This window comes from Mesorhizobium sp. M0848 (assembly GCF_040319805.1).
GTDB lineage: Bacteria > Pseudomonadota > Alphaproteobacteria > Rhizobiales > Rhizobiaceae > Mesorhizobium.
The window spans coordinates 148487-173580 of the sequence record NZ_JAMYOM010000001.1 but is presented as its reverse complement, the minus strand read 5'-3'; the positions used below and the strand labels follow the sequence as shown (position 1 = coordinate 173580).

General features: G+C 62.8%; 28 protein-coding genes, 1 tRNA gene and 1 pseudogene. 14 read left to right on the top strand and 16 right to left on the bottom strand.

Annotated elements, in window-relative coordinates; genetic code table 11:
• Positions 1 to 54 precede the first annotated feature (54 nt).
• Positions 55 to 291: a hypothetical protein gene (locus NKH95_RS00945; protein ID WP_013529265.1), complete on the bottom strand. Its 237-nt coding sequence runs from the start codon at positions 289 to 291 to the stop codon at positions 55 to 57.
• A gap of 124 nt (positions 292 to 415) precedes the next feature.
• Positions 416 to 1330, bottom strand: a complete 915-nt coding sequence (locus tag NKH95_RS00940) for a DUF2865 domain-containing protein (protein WP_352733856.1) — start codon at positions 1328 to 1330, stop codon at positions 416 to 418.
• 318 nt (positions 1331 to 1648) lie between these two features.
• Here NKH95_RS00940 and NKH95_RS00935 point away from each other — a divergent pair, with 318 nt between their 5' ends.
• Positions 1649 to 1861 carry a hypothetical protein gene (locus tag NKH95_RS00935; protein ID WP_352611784.1) on the top strand — a complete coding sequence of 71 codons (213 nt, stop codon included), beginning with the start codon at positions 1649 to 1651 and terminating at the stop codon, positions 1859 to 1861.
• Between the two features lie 10 nt (positions 1862 to 1871).
• On the opposite strand, the pseudogene tolA reads toward NKH95_RS00935, so the two are convergent.
• The 7 genes and pseudogenes from tolA to NKH95_RS00900 form a co-directional block, all read right to left on the bottom strand.
• Positions 1872 to 2233 (bottom strand): annotated as a pseudogene (gene tolA / locus NKH95_RS00930) (cell envelope integrity protein TolA).
• A gap of 390 nt (positions 2234 to 2623) precedes the next feature.
• Positions 2624 to 3469 carry a glutathione S-transferase family protein gene (locus tag NKH95_RS00925; protein WP_128305016.1) on the bottom strand — a complete coding sequence of 282 codons (846 nt, stop codon included), beginning with the start codon at positions 3467 to 3469 and terminating at the stop codon, positions 2624 to 2626.
• 22 nt (positions 3470 to 3491) lie between these two features.
• Positions 3492 to 4073 carry a VOC family protein gene (locus NKH95_RS00920; RefSeq protein ID WP_352866947.1) on the bottom strand — a complete coding sequence of 194 codons (582 nt, stop codon included), beginning with the start codon at positions 4071 to 4073 and terminating at the stop codon, positions 3492 to 3494.
• Between the two features lie 272 nt (positions 4074 to 4345).
• Complete coding sequence (locus tag NKH95_RS00915) at positions 4346 to 4522, bottom strand: Flp family type IVb pilin (RefSeq protein ID WP_023810975.1); 177 nt, start codon at positions 4520 to 4522, stop codon at positions 4346 to 4348.
• Between the two features lie 247 nt (positions 4523 to 4769).
• A tRNA-Glu gene (locus NKH95_RS00910) sits at positions 4770 to 4844 on the bottom strand.
• Between the two features lie 90 nt (positions 4845 to 4934).
• Positions 4935 to 5342: a VOC family protein gene (locus tag NKH95_RS00905; protein WP_352890589.1), complete on the bottom strand. Its 408-nt coding sequence runs from the start codon at positions 5340 to 5342 to the stop codon at positions 4935 to 4937.
• 48 nt (positions 5343 to 5390) lie between these two features.
• A complete protein-coding gene (locus NKH95_RS00900; protein ID WP_352890587.1) occupies positions 5391 to 5774 on the bottom strand; it encodes a fimbrial protein in 384 nt (127 codons plus the stop codon).
• A 26-nt stretch (positions 5775 to 5800) separates the two neighbouring features.
• Here NKH95_RS00900 and NKH95_RS00895 point away from each other — a divergent pair, with 26 nt between their 5' ends.
• Together NKH95_RS00895 and rpoH are read left to right on the top strand one after the other, a co-directional pair.
• Positions 5801 to 6850 (top strand): RluA family pseudouridine synthase, encoded by a 1050-nt coding sequence (locus NKH95_RS00895; protein WP_352890585.1) that lies wholly within the window; start codon positions 5801 to 5803, stop codon positions 6848 to 6850.
• Positions 6851 to 7040: 190 nt separating this feature from the next.
• On the top strand, positions 7041 to 7952 hold the full coding sequence (gene rpoH / locus NKH95_RS00890) for an RNA polymerase sigma factor RpoH (RefSeq protein WP_352611781.1): 912 nt from the start codon (positions 7041 to 7043) through the stop codon (positions 7950 to 7952).
• Between the two features lie 298 nt (positions 7953 to 8250).
• Here rpoH and NKH95_RS00885 read toward each other — a convergent pair whose 3' ends face one another.
• The 4 genes from NKH95_RS00885 to NKH95_RS00870 form a co-directional block, all read right to left on the bottom strand.
• Positions 8251 to 9123, bottom strand: a complete 873-nt coding sequence (locus NKH95_RS00885) for an MBL fold metallo-hydrolase (RefSeq protein ID WP_352750517.1) — start codon at positions 9121 to 9123, stop codon at positions 8251 to 8253.
• 147 nt (positions 9124 to 9270) lie between these two features.
• Positions 9271 to 9930, bottom strand: coding sequence for a peroxiredoxin (locus NKH95_RS00880; protein ID WP_352890583.1), 660 nt, complete (start codon positions 9928 to 9930; stop codon positions 9271 to 9273).
• 220 nt (positions 9931 to 10150) lie between these two features.
• Positions 10151 to 10516 (bottom strand): cell division protein ZapA, encoded by a 366-nt coding sequence (locus tag NKH95_RS00875; RefSeq protein ID WP_023757415.1) that lies wholly within the window; start codon positions 10514 to 10516, stop codon positions 10151 to 10153.
• A gap of 15 nt (positions 10517 to 10531) precedes the next feature.
• Positions 10532 to 10804, bottom strand: coding sequence for a DUF4164 domain-containing protein (locus NKH95_RS00870; RefSeq protein ID WP_013529251.1), 273 nt, complete (start codon positions 10802 to 10804; stop codon positions 10532 to 10534).
• A 263-nt stretch (positions 10805 to 11067) separates the two neighbouring features.
• Between NKH95_RS00870 and tkt the strand changes: the two genes are divergently transcribed.
• The 7 genes from tkt (at position 11068) to NKH95_RS00835 (ending at position 20570) form a co-directional block, all read left to right on the top strand.
• Positions 11068 to 13059: a transketolase gene (gene tkt, locus NKH95_RS00865; RefSeq protein WP_352890581.1), complete on the top strand. Its 1992-nt coding sequence runs from the start codon at positions 11068 to 11070 to the stop codon at positions 13057 to 13059.
• 154 nt (positions 13060 to 13213) lie between these two features.
• A complete protein-coding gene (gap, locus tag NKH95_RS00860; protein WP_013529249.1) occupies positions 13214 to 14224 on the top strand; it encodes a type I glyceraldehyde-3-phosphate dehydrogenase in 1011 nt (336 codons plus the stop codon).
• A 218-nt stretch (positions 14225 to 14442) separates the two neighbouring features.
• Positions 14443 to 16332: a potassium/proton antiporter gene (locus tag NKH95_RS00855; protein WP_352890579.1), complete on the top strand. Its 1890-nt coding sequence runs from the start codon at positions 14443 to 14445 to the stop codon at positions 16330 to 16332.
• Between the two features lie 146 nt (positions 16333 to 16478).
• Positions 16479 to 17675: a phosphoglycerate kinase gene (locus NKH95_RS00850; protein ID WP_352890577.1), complete on the top strand. Its 1197-nt coding sequence runs from the start codon at positions 16479 to 16481 to the stop codon at positions 17673 to 17675.
• A 133-nt stretch (positions 17676 to 17808) separates the two neighbouring features.
• A complete protein-coding gene (locus tag NKH95_RS00845; RefSeq protein ID WP_352890572.1) occupies positions 17809 to 18834 on the top strand; it encodes a class I fructose-bisphosphate aldolase in 1026 nt (341 codons plus the stop codon).
• A gap of 165 nt (positions 18835 to 18999) precedes the next feature.
• Positions 19000 to 19740 carry a DUF899 domain-containing protein gene (locus NKH95_RS00840; protein WP_128305877.1) on the top strand — a complete coding sequence of 247 codons (741 nt, stop codon included), beginning with the start codon at positions 19000 to 19002 and terminating at the stop codon, positions 19738 to 19740.
• A gap of 62 nt (positions 19741 to 19802) precedes the next feature.
• Complete coding sequence (locus NKH95_RS00835) at positions 19803 to 20570, top strand: SGNH/GDSL hydrolase family protein (RefSeq protein ID WP_352442022.1); 768 nt, start codon at positions 19803 to 19805, stop codon at positions 20568 to 20570.
• On the opposite strand, the gene NKH95_RS00830 is transcribed toward NKH95_RS00835, so the two are convergent.
• Positions 20538 to 20699 (bottom strand): hypothetical protein, encoded by a 162-nt coding sequence (locus tag NKH95_RS00830; protein ID WP_023810961.1) that lies wholly within the window; start codon positions 20697 to 20699, stop codon positions 20538 to 20540. The two genes, NKH95_RS00835 and NKH95_RS00830, sit on opposite strands and share 33 nt — an antisense overlap.
• Positions 20700 to 20816: 117 nt before the next feature.
• Positions 20817 to 21764, bottom strand: coding sequence for a ring-cleaving dioxygenase (locus NKH95_RS00825; RefSeq protein WP_352890570.1), 948 nt, complete (start codon positions 21762 to 21764; stop codon positions 20817 to 20819).
• 313 nt (positions 21765 to 22077) lie between these two features.
• Between NKH95_RS00825 and NKH95_RS00820 the strand changes: the two genes are divergently transcribed.
• From NKH95_RS00820 to NKH95_RS00805, 4 genes are all read left to right on the top strand, one after another.
• A complete protein-coding gene (locus NKH95_RS00820; RefSeq protein ID WP_013529241.1) occupies positions 22078 to 22245 on the top strand; it encodes a hypothetical protein in 168 nt (55 codons plus the stop codon).
• An 88-nt stretch (positions 22246 to 22333) separates the two neighbouring features.
• Entirely contained in the window at positions 22334 to 22924 is a 591-nt protein-coding gene (locus NKH95_RS00815) for a DJ-1/PfpI family protein (RefSeq protein ID WP_352890568.1), read from the top strand.
• 72 nt (positions 22925 to 22996) lie between these two features.
• Positions 22997 to 23404 carry a hypothetical protein gene (locus NKH95_RS00810; RefSeq protein ID WP_352677391.1) on the top strand — a complete coding sequence of 136 codons (408 nt, stop codon included), beginning with the start codon at positions 22997 to 22999 and terminating at the stop codon, positions 23402 to 23404.
• Between the two features lie 125 nt (positions 23405 to 23529).
• Entirely contained in the window at positions 23530 to 24249 is a 720-nt protein-coding gene (locus NKH95_RS00805; protein WP_013529238.1) for a helix-turn-helix transcriptional regulator, read from the top strand.
• A 59-nt stretch (positions 24250 to 24308) separates the two neighbouring features.
• Here NKH95_RS00805 and NKH95_RS00800 read toward each other — a convergent pair whose 3' ends face one another.
• Complete coding sequence (locus tag NKH95_RS00800) at positions 24309 to 25004, bottom strand: DUF1013 domain-containing protein (RefSeq protein WP_023810957.1); 696 nt, start codon at positions 25002 to 25004, stop codon at positions 24309 to 24311.
• Positions 25005 to 25094 lie beyond the last annotated feature (90 nt).

The following is a 25094-nucleotide window of genomic DNA, read 5'->3' as shown; positions in this document are numbered from 1 at the left end:
AGCGGGATTCGATCAAACAAAACGCGATCCGCGGATAGCTCGGTTACCCGGCCTTCACAGGGAAGCAGCGCCTTTTTTCGGCTCCTTCGCTCCGAGCTTGTCGAGTGCAAGACGAACCTGACGCAGATCTTCCTGCCAACCGTCATCGTCGTCCATTGGACCCTCCGAGGCAGCCCGCTGCAACCCACGCGCCTCGGATTCGATCTCGCGCAGTTCGGCGATTTTCTGTTCGGTGGTCAGCGAGTCGTCCTCGACGATCTCCAGCACCCGCATTTCCCTGAACGTAGCCACGGCGTTCCTCCCGGCTGATGTCGATCACAACGCCGTGAGTGCCCCTCTGTTCCAGAGGGATCGCGCAACCGCATCGCAGCACGCACGCCGCCACCGGTGATCGCCGATCGGGGAAGACCGGCGATCATTCGGCCGGGAAAAATGCCGGGCCGACCACGCGCACCGGCCGCTCGCCGGCCTCGATCGAAAGGTGCTGGGCCGCACCTGGGGCTTCGGCATCGATCCCGGCGACGGCCGCAACCGTGCCGAGATCCGGCTTCGCCGTCGGCAGCGGAATAATGGCGTTGCGCATGTTGGCGGGCGTCACAGTCCTGGCTCGCAGTTCGGTGACCCGCTGGTAGTAGCGCTTGACGTCGCATGCCTTGAAATTCGCATCATCGCGATATCTGAAGGCTGCCGGCAGCTCGGTATAGGGTTTGCGCGTGTCGAGCGCGGTCATCTGGTCGGTTTCGAGGCTGGCGTCGCTCAACGTGTAGAGGTCGACGCTGGGGTCATCGCAGATGTAACGGCATTGATCGACCGTCTCCTTAAGATCGCCGCTGGCGGCGAATTGCGACTTTGGCGCCGGGAAGAAATACCCGTCCGACAGACGCACGCAAAACAGCATCGCATTGCCGGCGAACGTGGTGCTCGCCGATTGGGTGCTGGGCGCGGCGCGGACAGGCCGTTGCTTTGCCGAAGGCGCACAGCCAAGCGCGACGAGGCGCGCCTGCAGGCCCGCTGTGTCGCGGCCCGAATTCCCAGCGGCAGCGATCCGGCGCTGCACATCCGAGCGGCTCCTGGCGAGATCGGCGCAGGCGTTGAAGAGACCACCAAGCGAACTTTTCGCCGTGCACTGGCGCTGTCTCTCGATAGTCTGGATGGCTGCAAGTTGCCGGCGCAACTGGGCAAGCTCCGGGCTCGCCCCGCCGCTGCGGCCAGCCGAAAGCAACTGGCTTCTGATCGCGCCGCAGCTGTCCGCGTAGGACGAAAGCGTACCGAACAAAACTGCCGCCAGCGAAATAAATGCGATCACCATGGAAGGCCAGAAACGGATCATCGGGACAACTTGGTCCTTGTTGCGGAGAACCTGGAATCTAGAGCCCATGACTTCAGCAAGCTTCAGCTACATGAGTAATTTCTAATAATCTAAAGAGTTTCAACCTGAAGGACCTATTGTCTATTGTACTACGTCACCTCATGTAAATTCGATATTACATTTTTATTTCAAGATTGAGACGAACCTCGAAAGAAAGCGCAAGCCTGACCATGGCCGAGGATTTGCAACGCAACGGACCGAGATCAATGCGCCATTATCGCCATGCGTTCGAAACCTTTGCCGGGCCTTCCGCGTTGAAGGACCAAAGGGAGATTGCGGATGTCGATCCACTTCACCGTCTCGGACCTGACAAGAAACCTGTTTCACTCGCTGGGGCTGGACCAGCGCGCGCCAAGGCCACTCAATCCCGAGCAGAGCCTGTTGCTGGAATGCTATCTGGCCGGCCAGGTTCCTGAATCAGCCTGGAGCGACTACGTCTTCGAGACGCCCGATCTTGCCCGGTATGCCGAGGCAAGGCGCAGTCACCACTGAGCGGCAGCGCCTATTTTGGAGAAGCGAATTGCAATGTGAACACGTTGCCGGCGATCCCTTGCGCCAGCTTCGCTGAGAAGGTCAGGGGCAGACAATTCTGCAAGGCGGTTGTTGCGGCGTCGACAAACAATTTCTTCGCCTTGGCATCGCCTTGATGGCTGTCGGCCTCGGTGGGCCGATTAGCGTGCCGTCCCGCTTGAAGCTGAAGCTCAAGGTGACGCTGGCGGTTCCGGCATCCGCCGGCGGTGTCCAGCATGCCTGAATGGCGGTGCCGACATCGTTCATTGTGTTCAGTTCAGCCGCATTTGAAGGATGAACAGCACTCGCCAGCATCACACCCACAACCGCAACCCGCTTCGCAACGCTTTTCATCGCCAGCCCTCATTTCGCGCCTGACCGACCATCCATGCCGGACTGCCGAAATGGATGGTAGGGCCAACGCCGGCGATGACAATATCTCTCCGCAAAAGTTGACGCCAGAAAAGCGACAGCGGCCGAGGCTTGCGTGGCCTGATCGCTGCTCGATCGCGCCCGGCGATAGAGCAATTCCAGGAAAAGTGTGAAACGGTTTTCCCGGGGAAAGCGCATGGCGCTTCCCTTGGGAATTGCGTTGAACAAAGAGACCGCGTGCGAAAGCAAAAAGGCCGGCATTGCGCCGACCTTTCCCATCGCTACGACGTTCTGCGCCAGTACATCCGTGGTCGCGGGCCGAAAGCGAATTGCCCCGCAGTAGACAGGGCTTTGGTTAACGCATCCTTAACCTCAGGCCTTGGCCTGCGACTTCACATGCGCGATATAGCCGCGCACGTCGCCGGCCGGCTCGCTATAGGCCTTGCCGAGCGTCTTCTCGATCGCCGCCACATAGTCCTTCGCCCATCGGGGCAGGGAATAGTCGACGACGGCCAGGAATTCGAGCGTCGCCGCCAGCCGGATATCGGCGATCGAAGGATGCTTGCCGCCGATGAACGGCTTGCCGTCCCTGAAGAAGCTGTGGAAGACCTCCAGCGGCTCGGCGATCGCGGCCATCGCCGCCTTCTGGGCCTCCGACTTCCTGTCGGGGTGCGCGTCGCTGTGGCCGACCTCGCCGGCATAATGAGGGAAGCCGAGCGCCGGATAGGTGGCGCGCGCCACATAGGGGTAGAGCGTACCGATCAGGTAGAACATGGCACTGTCGACCATCGCCCGCTTGGCCGGCGCCTTCGGATAGAATTTCTCCAGCCCGTGCTTGTTGGCGAGATACTGCATGATGGCGCAGCTTTCCCACAACACGCCTCTGGGGAGGCCCTTGTCCTCGATCATCGGTGTCAAATGGGCGGGATTTCGCGCCATGAACTCCGGCGAACGGGTGTGGCCCCAGGCATCGGTCTCGGCATGGTCGAAACCGGCCGCGCGCGCAAACACCCGCACGGTCATGTTGTTGACGCTGGGCTTCAGCATGCTGAGCTTCAGCGCCGGCTTCTTGGCCGGCTTGGCCTTGGCCCTGGGCGCGGCTTTTGCCGTCGCCTTGGCGGCCGCCTTGGCTTTTGGCTTTGCCGCAGCTTTCGCCGCCGGCTTGGCGGCAGCTTTGGCCGCGGATTTCCCGGCAGTCTTCGTCGCTGTCTTGGCCATCTTATTCCTCCCTCTGGTCTGTTCAGTATGGGTTCTTCGCTGCCCGGTCCTCCGACAAGGTTGCGCGGGAACGCTCGACAAGCGCCTGGATCGCATCGGCGAGATGCACTTCGGCGATGTTGTAGTCGCCGCGCACGACCCGCAGCCTGTGCGCTTCCATCAGCACATCGGCATGGGTGAAGCCCGCTGGCGGTTCGAAGCGGTAGGACGCCAACTCGACCAGCAGGCCGAGCGGATCCTCGAAATAGATCGAATCCATGAAACCGCGATCCTTCACGCCGCTGTGCTTGATGCCGCGCTCGTCAAGCCGGGCGACCGCCTGCAGGAAGGTGACGCGCGACACCGAAAAGGCAATGTGGTGGACACAGCCCGGATCGGTCGGCGTGCGCCGCTTCTCTGGTGTGCGGCTCTCGTCGGTGAAGATGGTGACCAGCCGGCCGTCGCCAGGATCGAAATAGAGGTGGCTTTCCCTCGGCTTGTCGAGATTGGGCTGTTCGAAGATGAACGGCATGCCGAGCACGCCTTCCCAGAAATCGATAGAGGTCTGGCGCCCGGCGCCGACCAGCGTGATGTGATGGACGCCCTGCGATTGCAGCTTCTGCATTGGCCTTCCTCCCCACGGCATCAACTGGCCGTCCGGGCAGCGCGGCGTTCTGCGCGCCGCTGGAGCCGTATCTCAGGATCCGTGACGTGATGCTAATGCAAACAGCCTCGCGGCGCCAGAAGCGACGACGCGGCGACGCAACGGGAAAAAGCCGACTGATTGAGAGCGCCGTCCGCACTCCCGATGCCCGACATCGGAAGCACGTACGCGCTACGCTCTTGGAGGCTGAGATCGACGAATCCGGCCAGTGGCGACCGAATTGATGTACCGACTTACGAGCCGCTGCTGTTGACCGTAGTGCCGACGTTCGTGAATATCCCGTTGAGCGAATTGCCAAGCGCCCCGGCGCCGGTGATGATTGCCAGCGCGATAAGAGCCGCGATCAAGCCATACTCGATCGCGGTCGCGCCAGGCTCGTCCCAAGCGAAACGATAGGCTATTTTCTGCATCTCAACCTCCTGCGGATACTAAAGCGACAACTAATATATCGCCGTGAGCTGCGGGGCGTTAAGGTTCTCGGTTTCGGGTCCGTTAACATTTGCCAGACGACTGAAATGAAGGCCGGAGTGGTTGGTGCCACTGGGATCTTCAAGATTGCGGCTACCTGTGCAGAGCGGGTTTTCCGAACGCCGCAGTATCGACGGTCGCCGACTTCAGAAACGAAATCGACGGCATCCTGTAATTTGTCGGAAAACTTGGTACGCCCAAGGGGAATCGAACCCCTGTTCCCGCCGTGAGAGGGCGGTGTCCTGACCGCTAGACGATGGGCGCGTTCAAGAACCGGCGATATAGGCTGAGCGCTGGGAAAAAGCAACTGGGGTTAGGCCGCTTTCCCTTGCCGAGGAAAAGCCGGCCGTCAGCCTATCGTTTCGGCTCGATCAGATCCCAGAGATTGCCATGCAGATCGGCGAAAACAGCCACCGTGCCATAGGGCTCGAAGCGCGGTGCTTCGCGGAATTCGACGCCCTTCTCCAGCATCGCCGCGTGGTCGCGGGCGAAGTCGTCGGTTTCCAGGAACAGGAAGACACGCCCGCCGGTCTGGTTGCCGATGCTTTTGCTCTGTGCCTCGTCGGAAGCCTCGGCCAGAAGCAGCCTGGCGCCCTGCCCGCTGGCCGGCGCCACTGTGACCCAGCGCTTGCCGCCGCCGAGATCGACATTTTCGACGAGCAGGAACCCCAGCCTCTCGACATACCAGGCGATCGCCTCGTCATAGTTGGCGACGACCAGGGCGACCGTGGCGACGCGACGATGCTCGGCGAACCCGCTCATCCCTGAGGCTTGCTCATTGGCCTGCTGCCGTTCATCGTTGCAGCTCGGTCACTTGTTGCGGATCGCAAAGCGGCTGATCAGGCGTCGCTCCGTGATGTCGTAGACGAAGATCGTGCGGCTGCCGTCGGCAAGCTCGGCGTCGATCGAGACCCGATTGCCGGACAGCGACTGGCTGACCACCTTGGCCCCGACCGGCAGCACGATGTCGCCGCTGACCGGTTCGCCTGCGGGTGTCTGGATATCGCCGGCCAGCGGCGGGTTCGCCGGCGGTGCATTGCGCGCTTTGTAGACAAGGGCGCCGATCACCACCATAAGGGCGAGGAACAGCAGGCCTAGATTGATCCCGACGAAGCGGACGAGTTTCCTGCGCACCTTTTCGACCTCGGGGTCGAGCGGCTTTTCCTGGTCTTCCTCGGCAATTGGGGTGGCCATGACAAACAATCCGGAACGGTTTTTCAATGAGCGCTCATAGCGAAGAGGCCCCTGAATTGATAGAGCACCAATTCATGCAGCCCACTGTGCTGGTGGCGGGCGCGGATGCGGCCGGCCTGCGCCTCGATCAGTGGCTTGCGGCGAGCCTCGGTCCGGACATGTCGCGCAGCCGCGTGCAGATGCTGATCAGGCAGGGCGCGGTCTCGGTCGACGGCAAGCCGATCGACGAGACCAAGCGCAAGATGACGCCGGGCGAAAGCGTGTCGGTTACCATGCCGGAGCCGGAGCCGGCGGAGCCGCAGGGCGAGAACATCGCACTCCATGTGCTCTATGAGGACGAAGAGCTGATCGTCATCAACAAGCCGGCCGGGCTTGTCGTTCATCCCGGTGCCGGCAACTGGACCGGCACGCTGGTCAACGCGCTGATCCATCATTGCGGCGACAGTCTTTCAGGTATCGGCGGCGTGCGCCGGCCAGGCATCGTCCACCGCCTCGACAAGGAGACCAGCGGCGTCATGGTCGTCGCCAAGACCGACCGCGCCCACAAGTCGCTGTCCGAAGCCTTCGCCGATCACGGCCTGACCGGCGATCTCGAACGTGCCTATCTGGCGCTGGTCTGGGGGATACCGCAGAGGCCGGCCGGAAGGGTCGACGCGCCGCTCGGCCGCGCCGCCGACCGGGTGCGCCGTGCCGTGGTGCCGGAAGGACGCGACGACGCCCGCCATGCGGTCACCCACTTCGCCGTGCAGGAGCGTTTCGGCGAGAGCCAAAAGGAGTTCGCCACGGCCAGCTTGGTCGAATGCCGGCTGGAGACCGGCCGCACCCACCAGATCCGGGTCCACATGGCACATATCGGCCATCCGGTGATCGGCGACCCCGATTATGGCCAGGCCTTCCGCACCAAGGGCAACCGGCTGCCCGAACCCTTGAAAAGTCAGGTCAAGGCATTTCCCCGGCAAGCTTTGCATGCCTGGCTCCTTGCATTTCGCCACCCCACTACCCATCTAACGATGAGGTTCGAGGCGCCGTTACCGAGGGGCATGGAGGAACTCGTCAGCGGCTTCCGCAAGCTCTGAACTCGCCATCAAAAAACCTGACTGACATTGTTCACTTCATCGTGACACACTGTTTCGTGTTGAACAAATGCCTGTCTTTTCTGGTTTTGTTCCTGTATAAGATCTGATGTCGCGGGCGAGCCTTTTGGTGCTCGCGTCACATGCCCGCCGCGTTTCGGGGGCATCACTCCAATCGAGAGGGGGCGCTATCATGGCCCAGTCACTACCCAGCATTGTTTCCGGCGAAGGCGGCCTCAGCCGCTACCTGGAAGAAATCCGCCGCTTTCCCATGCTGCAGCCGCAGGAAGAGTACATGCTCGCCAAGCGTTACGCCGAGCATGAAGACACCTCCGCTGCGCACAAGCTCGTCACCAGCCACCTCAGACTCGTCGCCAAGATCGCCATGGGCTATCGCGGCTATGGCCTGCCGATTGGTGAAGTGATCTCGGAAGGCAATGTCGGCCTGATGCAGGCCGTCAAGAAATTCGAACCCGAGCGTGGCTTCCGCCTCGCGACCTATGCCATGTGGTGGATCAAGGCCTCGATCCAGGAGTACATCCTGCGCTCGTGGAGCCTGGTCAAGATGGGCACGACCGCCAATCAGAAGCGCCTGTTCTTCAACCTGCGCAAGGTGAAGGGCAAGATCCAGGCGCTGGACGACGGCGACTTGAAGCCCGACCAGATCGCCGAGATCGCCACCAGGCTGAACGTTTCCGAAGCCGAGGTGGTGTCGATGAACCGCCGCCTGTCGGGCGACGCCTCGCTCAATGCCCCGATCCGGGCGAGCGAAGGTGAGTCCGGCGAGTGGCAGGACTGGCTGGTCGACGACCACGAAAGCCAGGAAGAGATGCTGATCGAGCAGGACGAGCTGGAAAACCGGCGCGGCATGCTGTCGGGCGCTCTTGCCGTGCTTAACGAGCGCGAGCGGCGCATCTTCGAGGCCCGTCGCCTCGCCGAGGAGCCGCTGACGCTGGAAGAGCTGTCGTCCGAGTTCGACATCAGCCGCGAGCGCGTGCGCCAGATCGAGGTGCGCGCCTTCGAGAAGGTGCAGGATGCGGTCAAGGCCGCCGCCAAGCGCCAGATCCAGGCGCTGCGCACCATCGAGGCACAGCCGGCGGCGTAAGGTTAGCTTCGGTTACAAAAATCAAAGCGGCGTCAGGAAACTGGCGCCGCCTTTTTTGTAGCGGACTGCAATGGTGGTTGGCGAAAGCGAAGGCGACATCCGATCTCCCCCCTTGCGGGGGAGATGTCCGGCAGGACAGAGGGGGGTGTGAAGGATCGCTACTTTCGGCGTCAGTCACCCAACCGAAAGACTAAAGGCACAACCACAATTAGCTGACAGGTTGGCGGGACAGCACCCCCTCTGCCCTGCCGGGCATCTCCCCCGCAAGGGGGAGATTGGCAACTTCGCCAACAGCCCCTCAAAGCCCATCCAGCGGAAACTTCAGGTACCGCCGGCCATTGGCTTCGGGTTCGGGCAGCCTTCCGCCATTCATGTTGACCTGCAGCGCATGCAGGATCAGCCTTGGCATCGGCAGCATCCTGTCGCGCGCCTCGCGCAGGGCGATAAACTCGACCTCGCTGCGGGCAGCGGCGAGATGGATGTTGGTCGCCTTCTGTATGGCGACCGTGCTCTCCCACAAAGGCTCGCGGCCGCCGGCCTGATAGTCATGGCCGACGAACACCCGCGTCTCGTCCGGCAACGCCAGAATGTCCTGGATCGAGCGCCAGAGCCGCGCGGCACTGCCGCCGGGAAAGTCCGTCCTCGCTGTGCCGCTGTCGGGCATGAACAGCGTGTCGTGGACGAAGGCGGCATCGCCGATCACATAGGTGACCGAGGCCAGCGTATGGCCAGGCGAGAACAGCACCTTGACCGGAAGCGTGCCGACCTTGAAGGTTTCGCCTTCACCAAACAGCCTGTCCCACTGCGAACCGTCGGCGGGAAAATCCGGCCAGTTGTAGATCGCTTTCCACAAATTCTGAACGTCGACGACCCTGTCGCCGATCGCCGTCGGCGCGCCGGTCTTCTCCCTCAGATAGTGTGCCGCCGAGAAATGGTCGGCGTGCGGGTGCGTGTCGAGGATCCATTCGACGCTCAGTCCCTGCTCGCTGATGAAGTCGAGCAGGACATCGGCATTCGTCGTTGCCGTAGCACCGGATTTCTCGTCGAAATCAAGGATCGGATCGATGATGGCGCATCGCTTCGCCGCCTGGTCGGCGACGACATACTGGATGGCCCCGGTCGGCTTGTCATAGAAGCCGCTGACCTGCGGCTTGGCCAAAGCTACGTCCAATTCCGGCTTCCCCAAGTCTCGGTCGCCAGGAATGATTTGCTCTGACGACACCCGAGAGGAGCATGGTTGTCCGCTCGGGCGCGGCAGTCAAGTATCACTTGGCTCGCAAGGGCGGGAAGGCCAAAGATCGCTCCGAAGCGCCTGGGATCAGGCCGATGGCTGCTTGGTCTTCCGCAGATAGGGCAAAATGGTCTCGTAGGCGCCGAAGCGCTTGATCGCGTCTTCGTTGGAGACAGCAGCGGTGATGATGACGTCCTCGCCCTGCTTCCAATTCGCCGGTGTCGCCACCTGGTGCTTGGCGGTAAGCTGCATGGAATCGACCGCGCGCAGGATCTCGTCGAAGTTGCGGCCCGTGGTCATCGGGTAGGTCAGCACCAGCTTGATCTTCTTGTCCGGTCCGATGACATAGACCGAGCGCACCGTGGCATTGTCGGCCGGCGTGCGGCCTTCCGACGTCTCGCCGGCACCGCCCGGCAGCATGTCGTAGAGCTTGGCGACCTTGAGGTCCTTGTCGCCGATCAGCGGGTAGTTCACCGAATGACCGGTCGCCGTCTTGATGTCGTCCTGCCACTTGCCGTGGCTTTCGACCGGATCGACCGAAATGCCGAGGATCTTGACGTTGCGCTTCTTGAACTCGCCTTCGAGCCCGGCCATCGTGCCAAGCTCGGTCGTGCAAACCGGCGTGAAATTCTTGGGGTGACTGAACAGGATCGCCCATCCGTCACCGATCCAGTCGTGGAATTTGATCGTCCCTTGCGTGGTCTCGGCGGTAAAATCCGGCGCAATGTCGTTGATACGAAGGCTCATGGCAAATCTCCCCTACAACAGATTCCGTCGGGAGCGAGGGCCACGGCAAACCATGCCGCCATCAAGGCATCCACGCTCCGGCGTCGCCGCATCTTAGCGCAAAAATCGTGACCGCGAGATAATATGAAACTCTTGTCGGCGGCAGAGCGAGCATTTTCATGCTGCCGGTCAAGCCAAAAGCACAGGAAAGCCTTTTGGTTGAGCGAAGTGCCGCGCCGCTTCAGGTCTTGTTGACCGCGAGCGTCGCCGTCAGATCTTCCATGCGCTGCGCCAGCGCGCCAAGCGCGTTGGTCAGCACGCTGTCGTTCTTGTCGGCCTTGGTCAGCGCATCGTCGCGCGTCTTGCGCAAGGTCAGCACTTCGCTTTCCATGCCCTTGACGCGTTTCTGCAGCTCCGAGAGTTCGTCCATCACCATGATGCCGGCCATCACGGTCAGCCGCTGGTCGCCGATCTCGCCAAAGGAATCCTTCAGATGCGAGACATAGCGGTCGAAACGTTCGGCAAGGTCGATCAGATGGTCTTCCTGACCTTCGTCGCAGGCCATCCGATACTGTTTGCCGTCGATGGAAACCGTGACTTGAGCCATGAGCTGTCCAGCCCCCTACCTGTCCAACACAGCGCGGATGGTTTCCATGGCGGTCACCAGCCGTCGCGAGACTTCCTTGTTGGCATCTTCCAGCCGTTCGGCGCGCGCTTCGGAATTATCGAGTTCCTGCGCCAGCCGCGAGCGGTCGGCATTCATCCGCTGCACCTCGGCCTCGGCTTCGGAGTAGTCGCGTTCATGCTCGAGCTTGGCCGCGACGGCGTTTTCCAGCCCCTCGATGGCCTTGCCCAGCCTCGCGATGACTTCCTTGAGTGTGGCTTCCCCGGTCATGGCCTTCGTCCTGTGCCCTGCCCATCACCGAATCGTTCACGTTCAGAACGCGTTATCCCTGAAACATTAGGCACCGGGTGAAGGCAACGTCAACAAAGCTCTCGCGACTGTCCCCCGCTAACGCTAATGTAGGTCCGCCGCCGGCATCACAAGACCGGCAAATGTGCACCCGATTTGTTGACTAAAAGCCCGCGCCTGCTATGTGTCGCGCACCCTTTTCAAGGGCTCTCCCAAGCCCCCAAACCCCCACTTCTGGAGGAACCATGACGTCGCGTGAACAACATGACCGGATGGCCAATGCGATCCGCTTTCTCTCCATGGACGCCGTCGAGAAGGCAAATTCCGGCCATCCAGGCCTGCCCATGGGCTGCGCCGATATCGCTACGGTGCTGTTCACGCGCTTCCTGAAATATGATCCCAAGGCCCCGCACTGGGCCGACCGCGACCGTTTCATCCTGTCGGCCGGCCATGGCTCAATGCTGCTCTATTCGCTGCTGCATCTGACCGGCTACGAAGACATGACCCTCGACCAGATCAAGCACTTCCGTCAGTTGGGCTCGAAGACCGCCGGCCATCCCGAATATGGCCATGCCGCCGGCATAGAGACGACGACGGGCCCGCTCGGCCAGGGTCTCGCCAATTCGGTCGGCTTCGCGCTCGGCGAGCGCATCATGAACGCCGCCTTCGGCAACGATCTCGTCGATCATTACACCTATGTGCTGGCCGGCGACGGCTGCCTGATGGAAGGTGTTTCCCAGGAAGCCATCGCGCTTGCCGGCCATCTCAAGCTCAACAAGCTGATCGTCTTCTGGGACAACAACGACATCTCGATCGACGGCCCGGTCTCGCTGTCCGACAACACCGATCAGGTCGCCCGCTTCCGGGCCTCCGGCTGGAATGCCAGCCACATCGACGGCACCGATCCGGAAGCCATCGCTTATGCCATCGAAGCTGCCCGCCATTCCGACAAGCCGACGATGATCGCCTGCAAGACGACCATCGGCTTCGGCGCGCCAACGAAGGCTGGCACCAACAAGGCGCACGGCTCCCCCCTGGGCGCCGACGAAATCGCCGGCGCGCGCAAGTTCTTCAACTGGGATTCGCCGCCCTTCGAGATTCCAGCCGACATCCTCGACGCCTGGCGCACCGCCGGCAAGGCCGGCGTCAAGGCGCGTACAGACTGGGAAGGCCGCCTGGCCAAGGCCGATGCCAAGCTGAAGGCCGAGTTCGAGCGCCGCATCAGCGGCAAGCTGCCGTCCAATTTCGACGCCGTCATCGCTGATTACAAGAAGAAGCTGTCGGCCGACAAGCCGAAGGTCGCCACCCGCAAGTCTTCCGAGATGGCGCTGGAAGTCATCAACGGCGCCGTGCCCGAGACCATCGGCGGCTCCGCCGACCTGACCGGCTCCAACAACACCAAGACCAGCCAGACCAAGAACATCACGTCGGACGACTATGGCCAGCGCTATGTCCACTACGGCATCCGCGAGCATGGCATGGCGGCTGCGATCAACGGCCTGACGCTGCATGGCGGCCTCATCGCCTATGGCGGCACCTTCATGTGCTTCTCCGACTATGCCCGGCCGTCGATGCGGCTGGCCTCACTGATGGGCATCCGCTCCATCTTCGTCATGACCCATGATTCCATCGGTCTGGGCGAAGACGGCCCGACCCACCAGCCGGTCGAGCATCTGGCCGCATTGCGCGCCATTCCCAACCACAATGTCTTCCGCCCGGCCGACGCGGTCGAAACCGCTGAATGCTGGCAGATCGCCCTCGAGTCGGAAAAGACGCCGTCGACGCTGGCGCTGACACGCCAGAACCTGCCGACGGTACGCAACGAATTCGTTGCTGAGAATCTCAGCAGCCAGGGCGCCTACGAGCTGGCAGCCGCCAGCGGTGAAGCGGCGGTGACGATCTTCGCCACCGGCTCCGAGGTCGAGATCGCGCTCGGCGCCCGCGACCTGCTGGAAAAGCACGGCCATCCCACCCGCGTCGTCTCGGTGCCCTGCTTCGAACTGTTCGACCAGCAGAGCGACGACTACCGCAAGAAAACGATCGGCAACGCGCCAATCAAGATGGCGATCGAAGCCGGCATCCGCCAGGGCTGGGATCATCTGATCGGCTCCGACGGCATCTTCGTCGGCATGACCGGCTTTGGCGCCTCAGGCACCATTGAGCAGCTCTATCCGCATTTCGGCATCACCGCCGAAGCCGCGGCCAAGGCGGCGGAAACCCGCCTGCATGCCAAGTAGGTTCAAGGTTCGGCGAAATCGCGTAAGGCGGCCTCGCCGGGCTGGACCAACTTAATCGATTTAAATCCACGTCGCTGCGGCTGGATTCTTTCCGCTTCCGCCGCTATGAAACTGCGGACCCATCGTCTGCCCTCCAACTCCCAGGGAGAGAATAATGACCGTCAGAGTTGCCATCAACGGATTCGGCCGCATCGGCCGCAACATCCTGCGCGCCATCCATGAATCCGGCCGCAAGGATATCGACGTCGTCGCCGTCAACGACCTCGGCCCGGTCGAGACCAACGCGCATCTCTTGCGCTACGACAGCGTGCATGGCCGCTTCCCGCATGAAGTCTCGGTTTCCGGCGACCAGATCACCGTCGGCAAGGAGACGTTCAAGGTCACCGCGATCAAGGATCCGACGCAGCTGCCGTGGAAGGAACTGGGCATCGACATCGCGCTCGAATGCACCGGCATCTTCACCGCCCGCGACAAGGCAGCCGCACACCTGACCGCCGGCGCCAAGCGCGTCATCGTTTCGGCCCCGGCCGAAGGCGCCGACCTCACCGTGGTCTACGGCATCAACCACGACCAGTTGACGAAGGACCATATCGTCATCTCGAATGCCTCTTGCACCACCAACTGCCTGGCGCCGCTGGCAGCCGTGCTGCACGAGACGGTCGGCATCGAAAAGGGCATGATGACGACGATCCATTCCTACACCGGCGACCAGCCGACGCTGGACACCATGCACAAGGATCTCTACCGCGCCCGCGCCGCTGCCCTGTCGCAGATCCCGACCTCGACCGGTGCCGCCAAGGCGATCGGACTGGTGCTGCCCGACCTCAAGGGCAAGCTCGACGGCATCTCGATCCGCGTGCCGACCCCGAACGTCTCGGTCGTCGATTTCAAGTTCATCGCCAAGCGGTCGACCACGGTGCAGGAGATCAACGAAGCGGTGATCGCCGCCTCCAACGGCAAGCTCAAGGGCATTCTCGGAGTCACCCATCACCCGAACGTGTCGATCGACTTCAACCACGATCCGCGCTCCTCGATCATGGCGCTCGACCAGACCAAGGTGATGGACGGCAACTTCGTGTCGGTGCTGTCCTGGTACGACAATGAATGGGGTTTCTCCAACCGCATGGGCGACACATCGGTCGCCTTCGGCAAGACCATCGCCTGATCACAAAACTCTCTTTTCGAGACTTGGAACGCCCGGCTTTGCCCGGGCGTTTTTCATGAGCGCAGCTTGCGCCTTTCCAAATTGTGTCCTGGACGCCAAAACATCCAAAAATCAGCGGCATAGGCCAAAAAGCCACCCTGCCGCCTTGCACTGGTCACGTCTTCGCCCCACTCTCTCGCAAAGCAGGAGACAGACGAATTTGAGGGGCTGATTTCAGGATGGAGCATGCGATCTATCTCGTCACGCTGGTCGGCACAGCGCTTGTCGTCGCCGCCGCGTTTTCGAGCCTGATCGCCTTCCGCTTCGGCGCCCCTCTTCTGCTCCTGTTTCTCTGCATTGGCCTCGCCACCGGCACTGATGGTCTCGGCATCCAGTTCGACAACGCCCGCATCGCTTATTTTGCCGGCTCACTGGCGCTGGCGGTCATCCTGTTCGATTCCGGTTTCGGCACGCCGCTCAACGCCTTGCGGCAGGCAGCCGGCCCGGCGTTGTCGCTGGCGACCTTCGGCGTAATTCTGACCACCGGCCTGTTCGGCGCCGCCGCCCATTATCTGCTCGATCTCACCTGGCTGGAATCCTTCCTGCTCGGGGCTGCCGTCGCCTCCACAGATGCGGCGGCCGTGTTCTTCCTGTTGCGAGCCGGCGAGATCAATCTGCGCGAACGCGTGCGCTCGACGCTGGAGGTGGAATCCGGCACCAACGACCCGATCGCCATCTTCCTGACCATTACGCTGGTAGAGATCATCGCCGCCCACGCCAACCCCGAGACCAATGTTCTGGTCACCAGCCTGTTTCTCGGCTTCCTCCTCAATATGGGCCTCGGTGCAATCGTAGGCGTGCTGGGCGGTCTCGCCATCGTGCGCCTCGTCGACCGGCTCAATCTCGACCACGGCCTGCTGCCGATCTTCGTGCTGACCTTGTCGCTGATGGTGTTTGCAGCAGCCGGCGCCATTGGCGGCTCAGGCTTCCTGGCGGTGTATATCGCCGGCCTTATCGCCGGCAATTCCGACATCCGAGCCGTCACCATCCTCAAGCGTTTCCAGGACGGCATGTCGTGGCTGGCGCAGATCATCATGTTCCTCATCCTCGGCCTGTTCGCGACGCCGTCGCAGTTTCCGGCGATCATGGTGCCGGCGGTGCTGCTCGGCCTATTCCTGATGTTCGTGGCGCGGCCAGTCGCCGTCTGGCTCTGCCTGATCCCGTTCCGTCTGCCGCGCCCCGAAGTCGCCTTCATCTCGTGGGTCGGCCTGCGCGGCGCGGTGTCGATCCTGCTCGCCATCACCCCGCTGCTCGGCGGGCTGGAAAACGGCCGTGTCATCTTCAACAGCGCCTTCATCATCGTGCTCGTGTCGCTGGTCATCCAGGGCTGGACGGTCGGACCGCTGGCGCGCCGCCTCGGCCTGATCGTACCGGCACGGCTCGGACCGCTGGACAAGGTCGAGCTGGAACTGCCGGGCTCGGCCCATCACGAGCTTCTCGCCTATCGCGTCGCACACGGCAGCCCGGTGGCGCGCGGCGAGCGCATCCCGCGCTGGGCACGGCCCTCGCTGGTGCTGCGCGACGGCCGCTCGATGCGCTTCCAGGACATGGGCCGGCTCGCCGCCGGCGACCAGGTCTATATTTTCGTGCCGGACCGCTATCCGCGCCTGCTCGACAAGCTGTTCGCGAGCCGTGCCGTGGTCGATCCCGAGGATGCCGATTTCTTCGGTGCCTTCGCGGTCGACCCCGCGCGCTCCGCCGCTGAACTGGAAGCGGCCTATACGCCGGGCCTGACCGAAGCGGAGCAAAAGCTCACCGTTGGCGCGCTGGTCACGGCGCGGCTCGGCGGCCATGCCGAATATGCCGACCGCGTCCTGCTCGGCCCGATAGAACTGATCGTCCGCGACGTCGACGACAAGGGCAAGATCATAGGCCTCGGTCTGTCTTTCGAGCCGACCGCGCCGGTGGCGCGGGTGCCGGTCTTCCTCAGCGCCGGCGAAATCGGCGACCGTCTTTCCGCCTTCATCCGCAACTGGCGCAAGCCGACCGAGACGCAGGAGACCGAGGCGCGGGCGGACGAAAAGCCGGCCCCGGAGCCGGCGCCGGAAAAGGCAGCAACCGAAAGCTGACAAAACCGCTATTGAGCGCTGCCATTCATCCGCCCTGCCGGCGCAAGATCGTACCCAGTTCAAAATTTCGGTTCGAGCGCGCCCTAAGCCTTGCATCGTCACCGATGCGGGGTATGGTCCCCCGGTTTTTCGCGAAAGGAACCCGCATGGCCGCCTTCAAGACACTCGACGATATCGGCAACATCAGCGGCAAGCGCGTGCTGGTGCGCGTCGACCTCAACGTGCCTGTCACTGAGGGCAAAGTCACCGATGCCACCCGCATCGAACGCATCGCACCGACTGTCGCCGAGCTATCGGCCAAGGGCGCCAAGGTCATCCTGCTCGCCCATTTCGGCCGGCCCAAGGATGGCCCCTCGCCCGAATTCTCGCTGGAGCCTATCGCCAGGGCGACAGCCGACGTGCTCGGCCGTCCCGTCGGTTTCGCCTCGGATTGCGTCGGCGACACGGCCGGAAGCGCTGTCGCCGCCATGAACAAGGGCGACGTGCTGCTGCTCGAAAACACCCGCTTCTACAAGGCCGAGGAGAAGAACGAGCCGGCCTTCACGGAAAAACTCGCCGCCAATGGCGATATCTTCGTCAACGACGCCTTCTCGGCCGCGCACCGCGCGCATTCTTCGACGGAGGGGCTGGCGCATCTGTTGCCGGCTTTTGCCGGCCGCACCATGCAAGCCGAGCTTGAGGCGCTGGAGAAGGGCTTGGGAAAACCGGTTCGTCCGGTCGTCGCCATTGTCGGCGGCGCCAAGGTCTCGACCAAGATCGATCTGTTGATGAACCTGGTGAAGAAGGTTGATGCCCTCGTCATCGGTGGCGGGATGGCCAACACCTTTCTTGCCGCGCGTGGCACCAATGTCGGCAAATCGCTGTGCGAGCATGATCTCGCCGCGACCGCCAAGCAGATCATGATCGAGGCGGCCGAGGCCGGCTGCGCCATCATCCTGCCGGTCGACGGCGTCGTCGCCAGGGAGTTCAAGGCGGGCGCGGCCTGCGAGACCGTCGCTATATCGGATGTGCCGGCCGACGGCATGATCCTCGATGTCGGCGCCAAAACCGTGACGGCCATCGGCGAATGGATCGACCGCGCCGCGACACTGGTCTGGAACGGCCCGCTCGGCGCCTTCGAGATCGCGCCCTTCGATCATGCGACGGTGGCAGCTGCCAAGCACGCGGCGTCGCGCACCAAGGCCGGCAAGCTGGTCTCGGTCGCCGGCGGTGGCGATACGGTGGCGGCGCTCAACCATGCCGGCGTCGCCGACGACTTCACCTATGTCTCGACCGCCGGCGGCGCTTTCCTGGAATGGATGGAAGGCAAGCCGCTGCCCGGCGTCGACGTCTTGAAGCGCTGAGGCTCCGAGGCGATCAACACTCGGAGAGCGAACAAGGCCGCCCGAGGCTTTCAATCGATTCGAGCTTTCCGATGCCATTCCTTTGGCGGTAGACTTCCGTTAAGCGCGGAACAACCGTTCAGGAGAAGCCACAATGAGCGAACGTCTCGAAGACATTGCCGCCGCAATCGTCGCCGATGGCAAGGGCCTGCTGGCCGCCGACGAAAGTTCCGGCACCATCAAGAAGCGCTTCGACGTCATTGGCGTCGAATCGACCGCCGACAGCCGCCGCGATTACCGCGAGATGATGTTCCGCACCAGGGAGGCAATGACCCGCTACATCTCCGGCGTCATCCTCTATGACGAGACGATCCGCCAGAAGGCCGCCGACGGCACGCCGCTGGTCGACATCATCAAGGCGGCCGGCGCCATCCCCGGCATCAAGGTCGATGCAGGCGCCAAGCCGCTGGCCAGGTTTCCCGGCGACACCATCACCGAAGGCCTCGATGGCCTGCGCGAGCGCCTTGCCGACTACTACAAGCTCGGCGCCCGCTTCGCCAAATGGCGCGCGGTGATCGACATCGATGTCGCCAAAGGCGTGCCTTCGGGGACCTCGATCGGCTCCAACGCCCATGCGCTCGCCCGCTATGCCGCTCTTTGCCAGGAAGCCGGCATCGTGCCGATCGTCGAACCGGAGGTGCTGATGGATGGCGCCCACGACATCGACACATGCTACGAGATCTCGAAAGCAACGCTGATCAAACTTTATGACGAACTCTACGCGGCGCGCGTCGTGCTGGAAGGTACTATCCTGAAACCGAACATGGTGCTGGCCGGCAGGAAATCAGGCAAGGTGAGTGGCCCTGAAGAAGTCGCGGAAAAGACTATAAAGCTGTTCCGCGAAACCGTACCGGCAGCCGTGCCGGGCATCGCCTTCCTGTCCGGCGGCCAGGAGGACGAGGAGGCGACCGCCAACCTCAACGCCATCAACGCCATCGGGCCGCACCCGTGGAAGCTGACCTTCTCCTATGGTCGCGCGCTGCAGGCCGCGCCACAGAAAGCCTGGAGCGGCAAGGCCTCGAACGTCGCCGCCGGTCAGGCCGCCTTCACCCATCGAGCCCACATGAACCATCTGGCAGCGCTCGGAAAATGGAAGGCGAGCCTGGAACAGGCCGCCTGACCACAGTCCTTTCTTCCTCCTTCGAACCCGGGCCGATGCGCCCGGGTTTTTTGTTTGTGACTTGCCGAGCTTGGGGCGGAGCCTCTCCGTCCTTATTTCCTCTCGGGCGATGTCGGGTTGTGCTCATCCCGAACGTCCTTGGAATGACACTTCAGGGAGCGGTTCATGCATCGAAACAAGGTCGTTTCGCGCGAAGACTGGTTCCAGGCGCACAAGGCGCATCTGGAGCGCGAGAAGGAACTGACGCGGCTCCGCGAGCGGATCGCGGCTGAGCGACGTGAATTGCCCTGGCTGAAGATCCGGAAGGACTATGTCTTCGAGACCGGGCAAGGGCCGAAGAGACTGGCCGACCTGTTTGCCGGCAGCAGCCAGCTGATCGTCTATCACTTCATGTTCGGGCCGGGCTGCGTCAATCATTGCGAGGGCTGCTCATTCCTTGCCGACCATATCGACGGCGCCAATCAGCATCTGCGGCATCACGACGTGTCGCTGGTCGTGGTTTCGCGCGCTCCACTGGCGGAACTTCTGCCTTACAAGCAGCGCATGGGCTGGAAGTTCGATTGGGTGTCGTCCTATGCCTCGGATTTCAACTTCGACATGCAGGTCTCCTTCACCGACAAGCAGATCGCCGCCGGCGACACCACCTACAATTTCGAAACCCGTCCACGGACATCGAAGGAGCTTCCCGGCACCAGCGTTTTCTACCGGGACGAGACCGGCGACATCTTCCTCACCTTCATGTCGCGCGCCCGCGGCGGCGAGGCGCAGATCGGCGCCTACGACTATCTCGACATGACGCCGAAGGGCCGCAACGAGAACGGCCCCTATCACGGACTGATGGATTGGGTGCGGCTGCACGATGAATATCAGGGCAAGCAAGCGGGGCAGGCGAGTTGCTGCGATTGAAGAGCGTTCCCGTCGACCAAAACATGCGCTAAGGCTGCCGCTGATCGTTTTACGGTACTGCTATGCGCTTCCCGGCCCTACTCACCTGGCTCGCCTTCCCGGTCTATATTTGGCAAGGCCTCGGCGTGCGACGCCGCACCACGCGCATGCTGCCGGCGCAAGGGCCGGTCATGCACGAAATACCAGGCAAGGCGCCGGCGATCTCGCTTCTGGTGCTGGGCGATTCCTCCGCCGCGTCGGTCGGCATCGGCAATTCGGAAGACGGGCTTGCCGCGCAACTCGCCGTGCTGATTTCACAAAGCACAGGCCGCGCCGTGCGCTGGCGGGCGGCCGGCTTCAATTCGGCAACGTCGGGCCAGATCCGCGACCATGTCCTGCCCAATCTGTCGGCCGATCCGTGGACGCATATCGTGCTGGCCATCGGCACCAACGACGCCAAGAATTTTCACTCCGTGCCGCGCTTCAAGAAGGAGTTCGGTGGCCTGCTCTACGGCCTGCGCGCCAAATGGCCGGAAGCACGCGTGGTATGGTCGCCGGTGCTGGAGTTCACCCGGGCGCCGGCCATGCCGCCGCTGCTCGGAAAAATTCTTGAGATTCGCGCCACCGACATGAACCGGATGGGCGAACGCCTTTGCCTGGAGCGCGGCGCGGTGCCGGCGCCGCGCCTGCCGATCACCAATCCGGAAGCCGGCTTTGCCTCGGACGGCTTTCACGCCTCGGAAGCAGGCTACCGGGCTTGGGCCGAGCATCTGGTTGGCCCGGTGCTTGGCAATGGGGCACCGACGACAAGTGCCGTCCTACGTCAAATGCCCGAGCACGGCCGCCAGTGAAATCGCGGCCATGGCGAGCAGTGCCAGCTTCCAGAAATCGCCGCGTCGCTTGAGGCCTGGCCAGCCGAGCGGCTTGATCAGTTGAATGACCATGAAACCGACGATGACAAGGGCGAGGAATTTCGTCATGCCGCCTTTGACCAGCAACGCGCCCGGCTGTCAAAGCACGTCGTTCATTGCCTGAGAAAGAACGACGCCGCGATCCTAGGTCGGAACGCGGCGCCCGTCTGCAACTGGGAAAACGATCTACTTCAGCGGCTTGAGGCCAGCCTCGATCGAAGCCCGCTTCGGTTCGAGGAATGGCGGCAAGGCGAGGCTTTCCCCCAGTGTTTCCAGCGGCTCGTCGGCGGTGAACCCCGGCCCGTCGGTTGCGATCTCGAACAGGATGCCATTCGGCTCGCGGAAGTAGAGCGAACGGAAATAATAGCGCTCGACCTCGCCGCTCGACGGCAGCCGGAACTCGGCCAGCCGCGCCGTCCATTGATGCAGCGTCTCCTGGTCCGGCGCCCTGAAGGCGACATGGTGAACCGCACCCGCGCCTTGCCGCGCCGGCGCCAGTCCCGGCTGCACCAGGACATGCAACTCCGCCGCCGGCCCGCCCTCTCCCATTTCGAAGACGTGAACCTGCCCCTCCGGCGAGACATAGTCGCGCGCCTTGCGCATGTTCATCACTTTGGTCACCACCGCTTCGGTGTTGGTGATGTCGGGAACGCTGATGACGATCGGCCCGAGCCCGCGTATCTGGTGCTCGGCCGGTACCGGGCTTTGCGCCCAGGGATGGCTGTCGCCCTTGCCGCCATCGCTGACCAGGCGCAGACGCTGGCCCTCGGGATCTTCGAAGTCCAACGACGCATAACCGCCGATGTCGGCGACCTCACCTGTTGCCAGTCCTTCATCGGTCAAGTGTTGCTTCCACCAGGCAAGGCTCTCCTGGCTGCCGACCCTGAGGCTGGTCCGCACGATGGCGTGCGTGCCGCGCCGCTCACGGCCGACCGGCCAGTCGAAGAAGGTAAGGTCGGTGCCCGGCGTCGCTTCGCCGTCGGCATAGAAGAGGTGGTAGGCCGAGGTGTCGTCCTGGTTTACGGTCTTCTTGACCAGCCGCAGACCCAGCACCTTGGTGTAGAAATGAAGATTGCCAGGCGCATTGGCGGTGATGGCGGTCAGATGGTGGATACCTGTCAGTTGCAAGCTCATCGTCGTCTCCCTGCTGTTGGGGAAGAATTTTCTCCCTTCATATCAGACCTGCGGTCACCTCGCTGAAGGCCTCGTATTCCGACAGTCCGTCGCCGGACGCTGAACAGCGGCGCCGAAAACAACGTCGTCGCCATGAACAATCGGACGTCGCAAACCTGCCTTGAGGCACCCCTCGATGCGGCGAGAAGCGATGCCTTGCCTGCGGCGCGCACACCGGCCGCAACTATTGTCTCGCGCCCTGACATCCTCCTGACAGACTGCTGTCAGGAGGGGTATGCGATAGTGCCTCTACACAGAGAGAGGAGACTTAGCCATGAACGGTTACACCATTCTGCGCGGCATGCAGCACTATGTCGGCAAGATCCGGACGATGCGCAACGAGATCCGCACCCAGCGGTTCATGAACTCGCTGCCGGCGGACATTCGCAAGGATATCGGCTGGCCCGACATGTACGCGGACCGTGGCCCTCGCGGCAATTGAAGCCAATTTTTCGACCCGGCGATTGGATGTGGGCGCGTCAACGCCCAGATAACAAGCAGGGCAACAGGTCGACACGCGGAGCGCGCTTATGCCCGAACAAAAGACAATCGGTTTCCTTTTTATCGAAGGCTTCGCTGACTGGGAGTATGGGCTGCTGGCGGCCTCGGCGGTTGAATGGTTCGGCGCCCGTGCCGTGTCGCTGACGCCTGATGGCAAGCAGGTGACGGGCATTGGCGGCTTTCGGCTGATCCCTGATCGCGCAACAGGCGCCGGCGAGAATGCCGATCTCGATGCCATTGCCGTCATTGGTTCCGACCAGTGGACGGGCAAGGCACCGCCTGATGTAGGCGACCTGCTTGCCGCCATTGCATCGCGCGGCGGCGTGGTCGGCGGCATCTGCGCCGGCACGCTGGCGCTGGCCCGAGCCGGCCTTTTCGAGAAGGCCAGGCATACCAGCAATGGCCGCGAGTGGATCAAGGGTCATGAAGCCGGTTATGCCGGTGCCGAGAACTACGAGGATGTGCCGCATGCCGTGGCCGACGGCAACATCGTTTCCGCACCGGGCTCGGCACCAGGCACCTTCGCACTCGCCTTTCTGAAGGCGCTCTACCCCGAAAAAGGCAGCGATCTCGCACAGATGCGGATGCTGTTCGCCAAGGAGTATGCTGAAGCCTCCTGACAGTATGCTGTCAGGAGGGGCGTGCAATGGTGCCAGCTTCGGACACCGCGCATTGGCGTCAAAGGACGATCGATGAAGAGTTGGAACGACAGACTGAGCACACCAGGCATCAACGGCGTGAGGCCGACGCCGCGCACGATGGCCGATGTCGTCGAAGGCCAGCCTATGCTGGTGCCGACGGCGCGCCAGGTGGATGATTTCATCCGCTCGATTCCCGAAGGCGTCGAGATGGATGTGCGTGCGCTGCGTACAGCACTTGCCATCGAGCATGGCGCCGAAGTGACATGCCCGGTCACCATAGGCTATCATCTGCGCACTGTTGCCGAAGCCGCCAACGAGGACCTCCAGCGCGGTATGACGCTGAGTGACGTGGCACCGTTCTGGCGCGTGCTCGATGCGAAAACACCGACGACGAAGAAACTGTCCTTCGGCGCGGAGTTCGTCGCCGCGCAGCGCAAGCGCGAAGGGCTGAAGCCATGATACATGCCGCCCAAAAGTGTTCTGCGGTTTTGGGATAGCGGCATGCGCGAAAACACGATGCATGCCACCCAGAGGTGGACCGGTTTCGGGCGACATGCATAGAGACAACGCCGAGGGACCATACGATGCGCCGCGCCGACAGGCTCTTCCAGATCGTGCAGCATCTGCGCGGTGGCCGACTGGTCACTGCCCAGAAGCTCGGCACGTGGCTCGAAGTTTCCGAGCGAACCATCTATCGCGACATTGCCGATTTGCAGTCGACCGGAGTGCCGATCGACGGCGAGGCCGGCGTTGGCTATATGATGAGGGAGGGTTTCGACCTTCCGCCGCTGATGTTCACGCGTGACGAGATCGTCGCGCTGGTCGCCGGCGCCCGCATGGTGCGCGCCTTTGGCGGTGCCGCCATGGCGAGGGCCGCCGACGAGGCGCTGGTCAAGATCGGCGCCGTATTGCCCGATGCCGAGAAAGACCGCATCGCCCGCACTGAGATCCACACACCGATGTGGGTGGTCAGCGACGCTGCTCGCGAGGCGATTGACCTGATCGAGCGCGCGGTCGAAAAACGGCAGGTGCTGACCATCGACTATTCCGACGAGGCCGGCCGCGGCACCGCCCGCGATATCCGCCCGCTCGGCCTGTGGTTTTGGGGCAAGGTGTGGACGCTGGTCGCCTGGTGCGAGATGCGCGACGATTTTCGCGCCTTCCGCATCGATCGCATCGCCTCCGTGGTCATCGCTGGCCGCATCTTCAAGCCCGAGCGCGGCAAGCAGCTTGCCGACTTCTACCGCGCGGTGGAGCGCAGCGAAGATTATGGCATGGCGCCGGATCGCGCGGCGCGCAGCTGAGTTGTTGACCCAATAAAAAGCCCGCTCGAAGCGGGCTTTTATTAGAATGTCAGACAACCTCACTCGTCGTCGTCATTGTCCGTGTTCTTCGACTTCAAGGCCGAAAGCTTGGCGAACACGGCGTTGGCGTCGAGTTCGGCATCCTCGTCCTTGGGCTTCTCGGGAGCCGGCACCAGCCGCTCGGTCAAGGCCGCCGGCAGCAGCGTGTCGCCGACCGGCTGCGCCTGTTCGCGGCCGCGCGAGGCGCGATTGACTTCCATGTCGAGGTCGATCTGCGAGGCGAGGCCCAACGTGACAGGATCCATCGGCTGCAGATTGGCCGAATTCCAGTGCTTGCGCTCACGGATCTGTTCGATCGTCGACTTGGTGGTGCCGACGAGGCGCGAGATCTGCGCGTCCTTGAGCTCGGGATGGTTGCGCACCAGCCACAGAATCGCGTTCGGCCGGTCCTGGCGCTTCGACAGCGGCGTGTAGCGCGGCCCCTTGCGCTTGGATTCGGGCACCCGGACCTTGGGGTCCGAAAGCTTCAGGCGCTGGTTCGGGTCCTTCTCGGCACGGGCGATCTCGTCGCGGGTCAGCTGTCCGGTCATGATCGGGTCCATGCCCTTGATGCCTTGCGCCGATTCACCGTCGGCGATTGCCTTGACCTCGAGCGGGTGCAGCCCGCAGAACTGCGCGATCTGCTCGAAGGAAAGTGCGGTATTGTCGACCAGCCAGACAGCGGTCGCCTTGGGCATCAGCAGCGTATTGGCCATTTTACAAATCCTTCTCGTTCGCCCGCGTTCCCGCGCGGGCGGTGGTTTAGAGCCACCAAAATGGGAAATTCGCGGTCTGTATAACCGCTC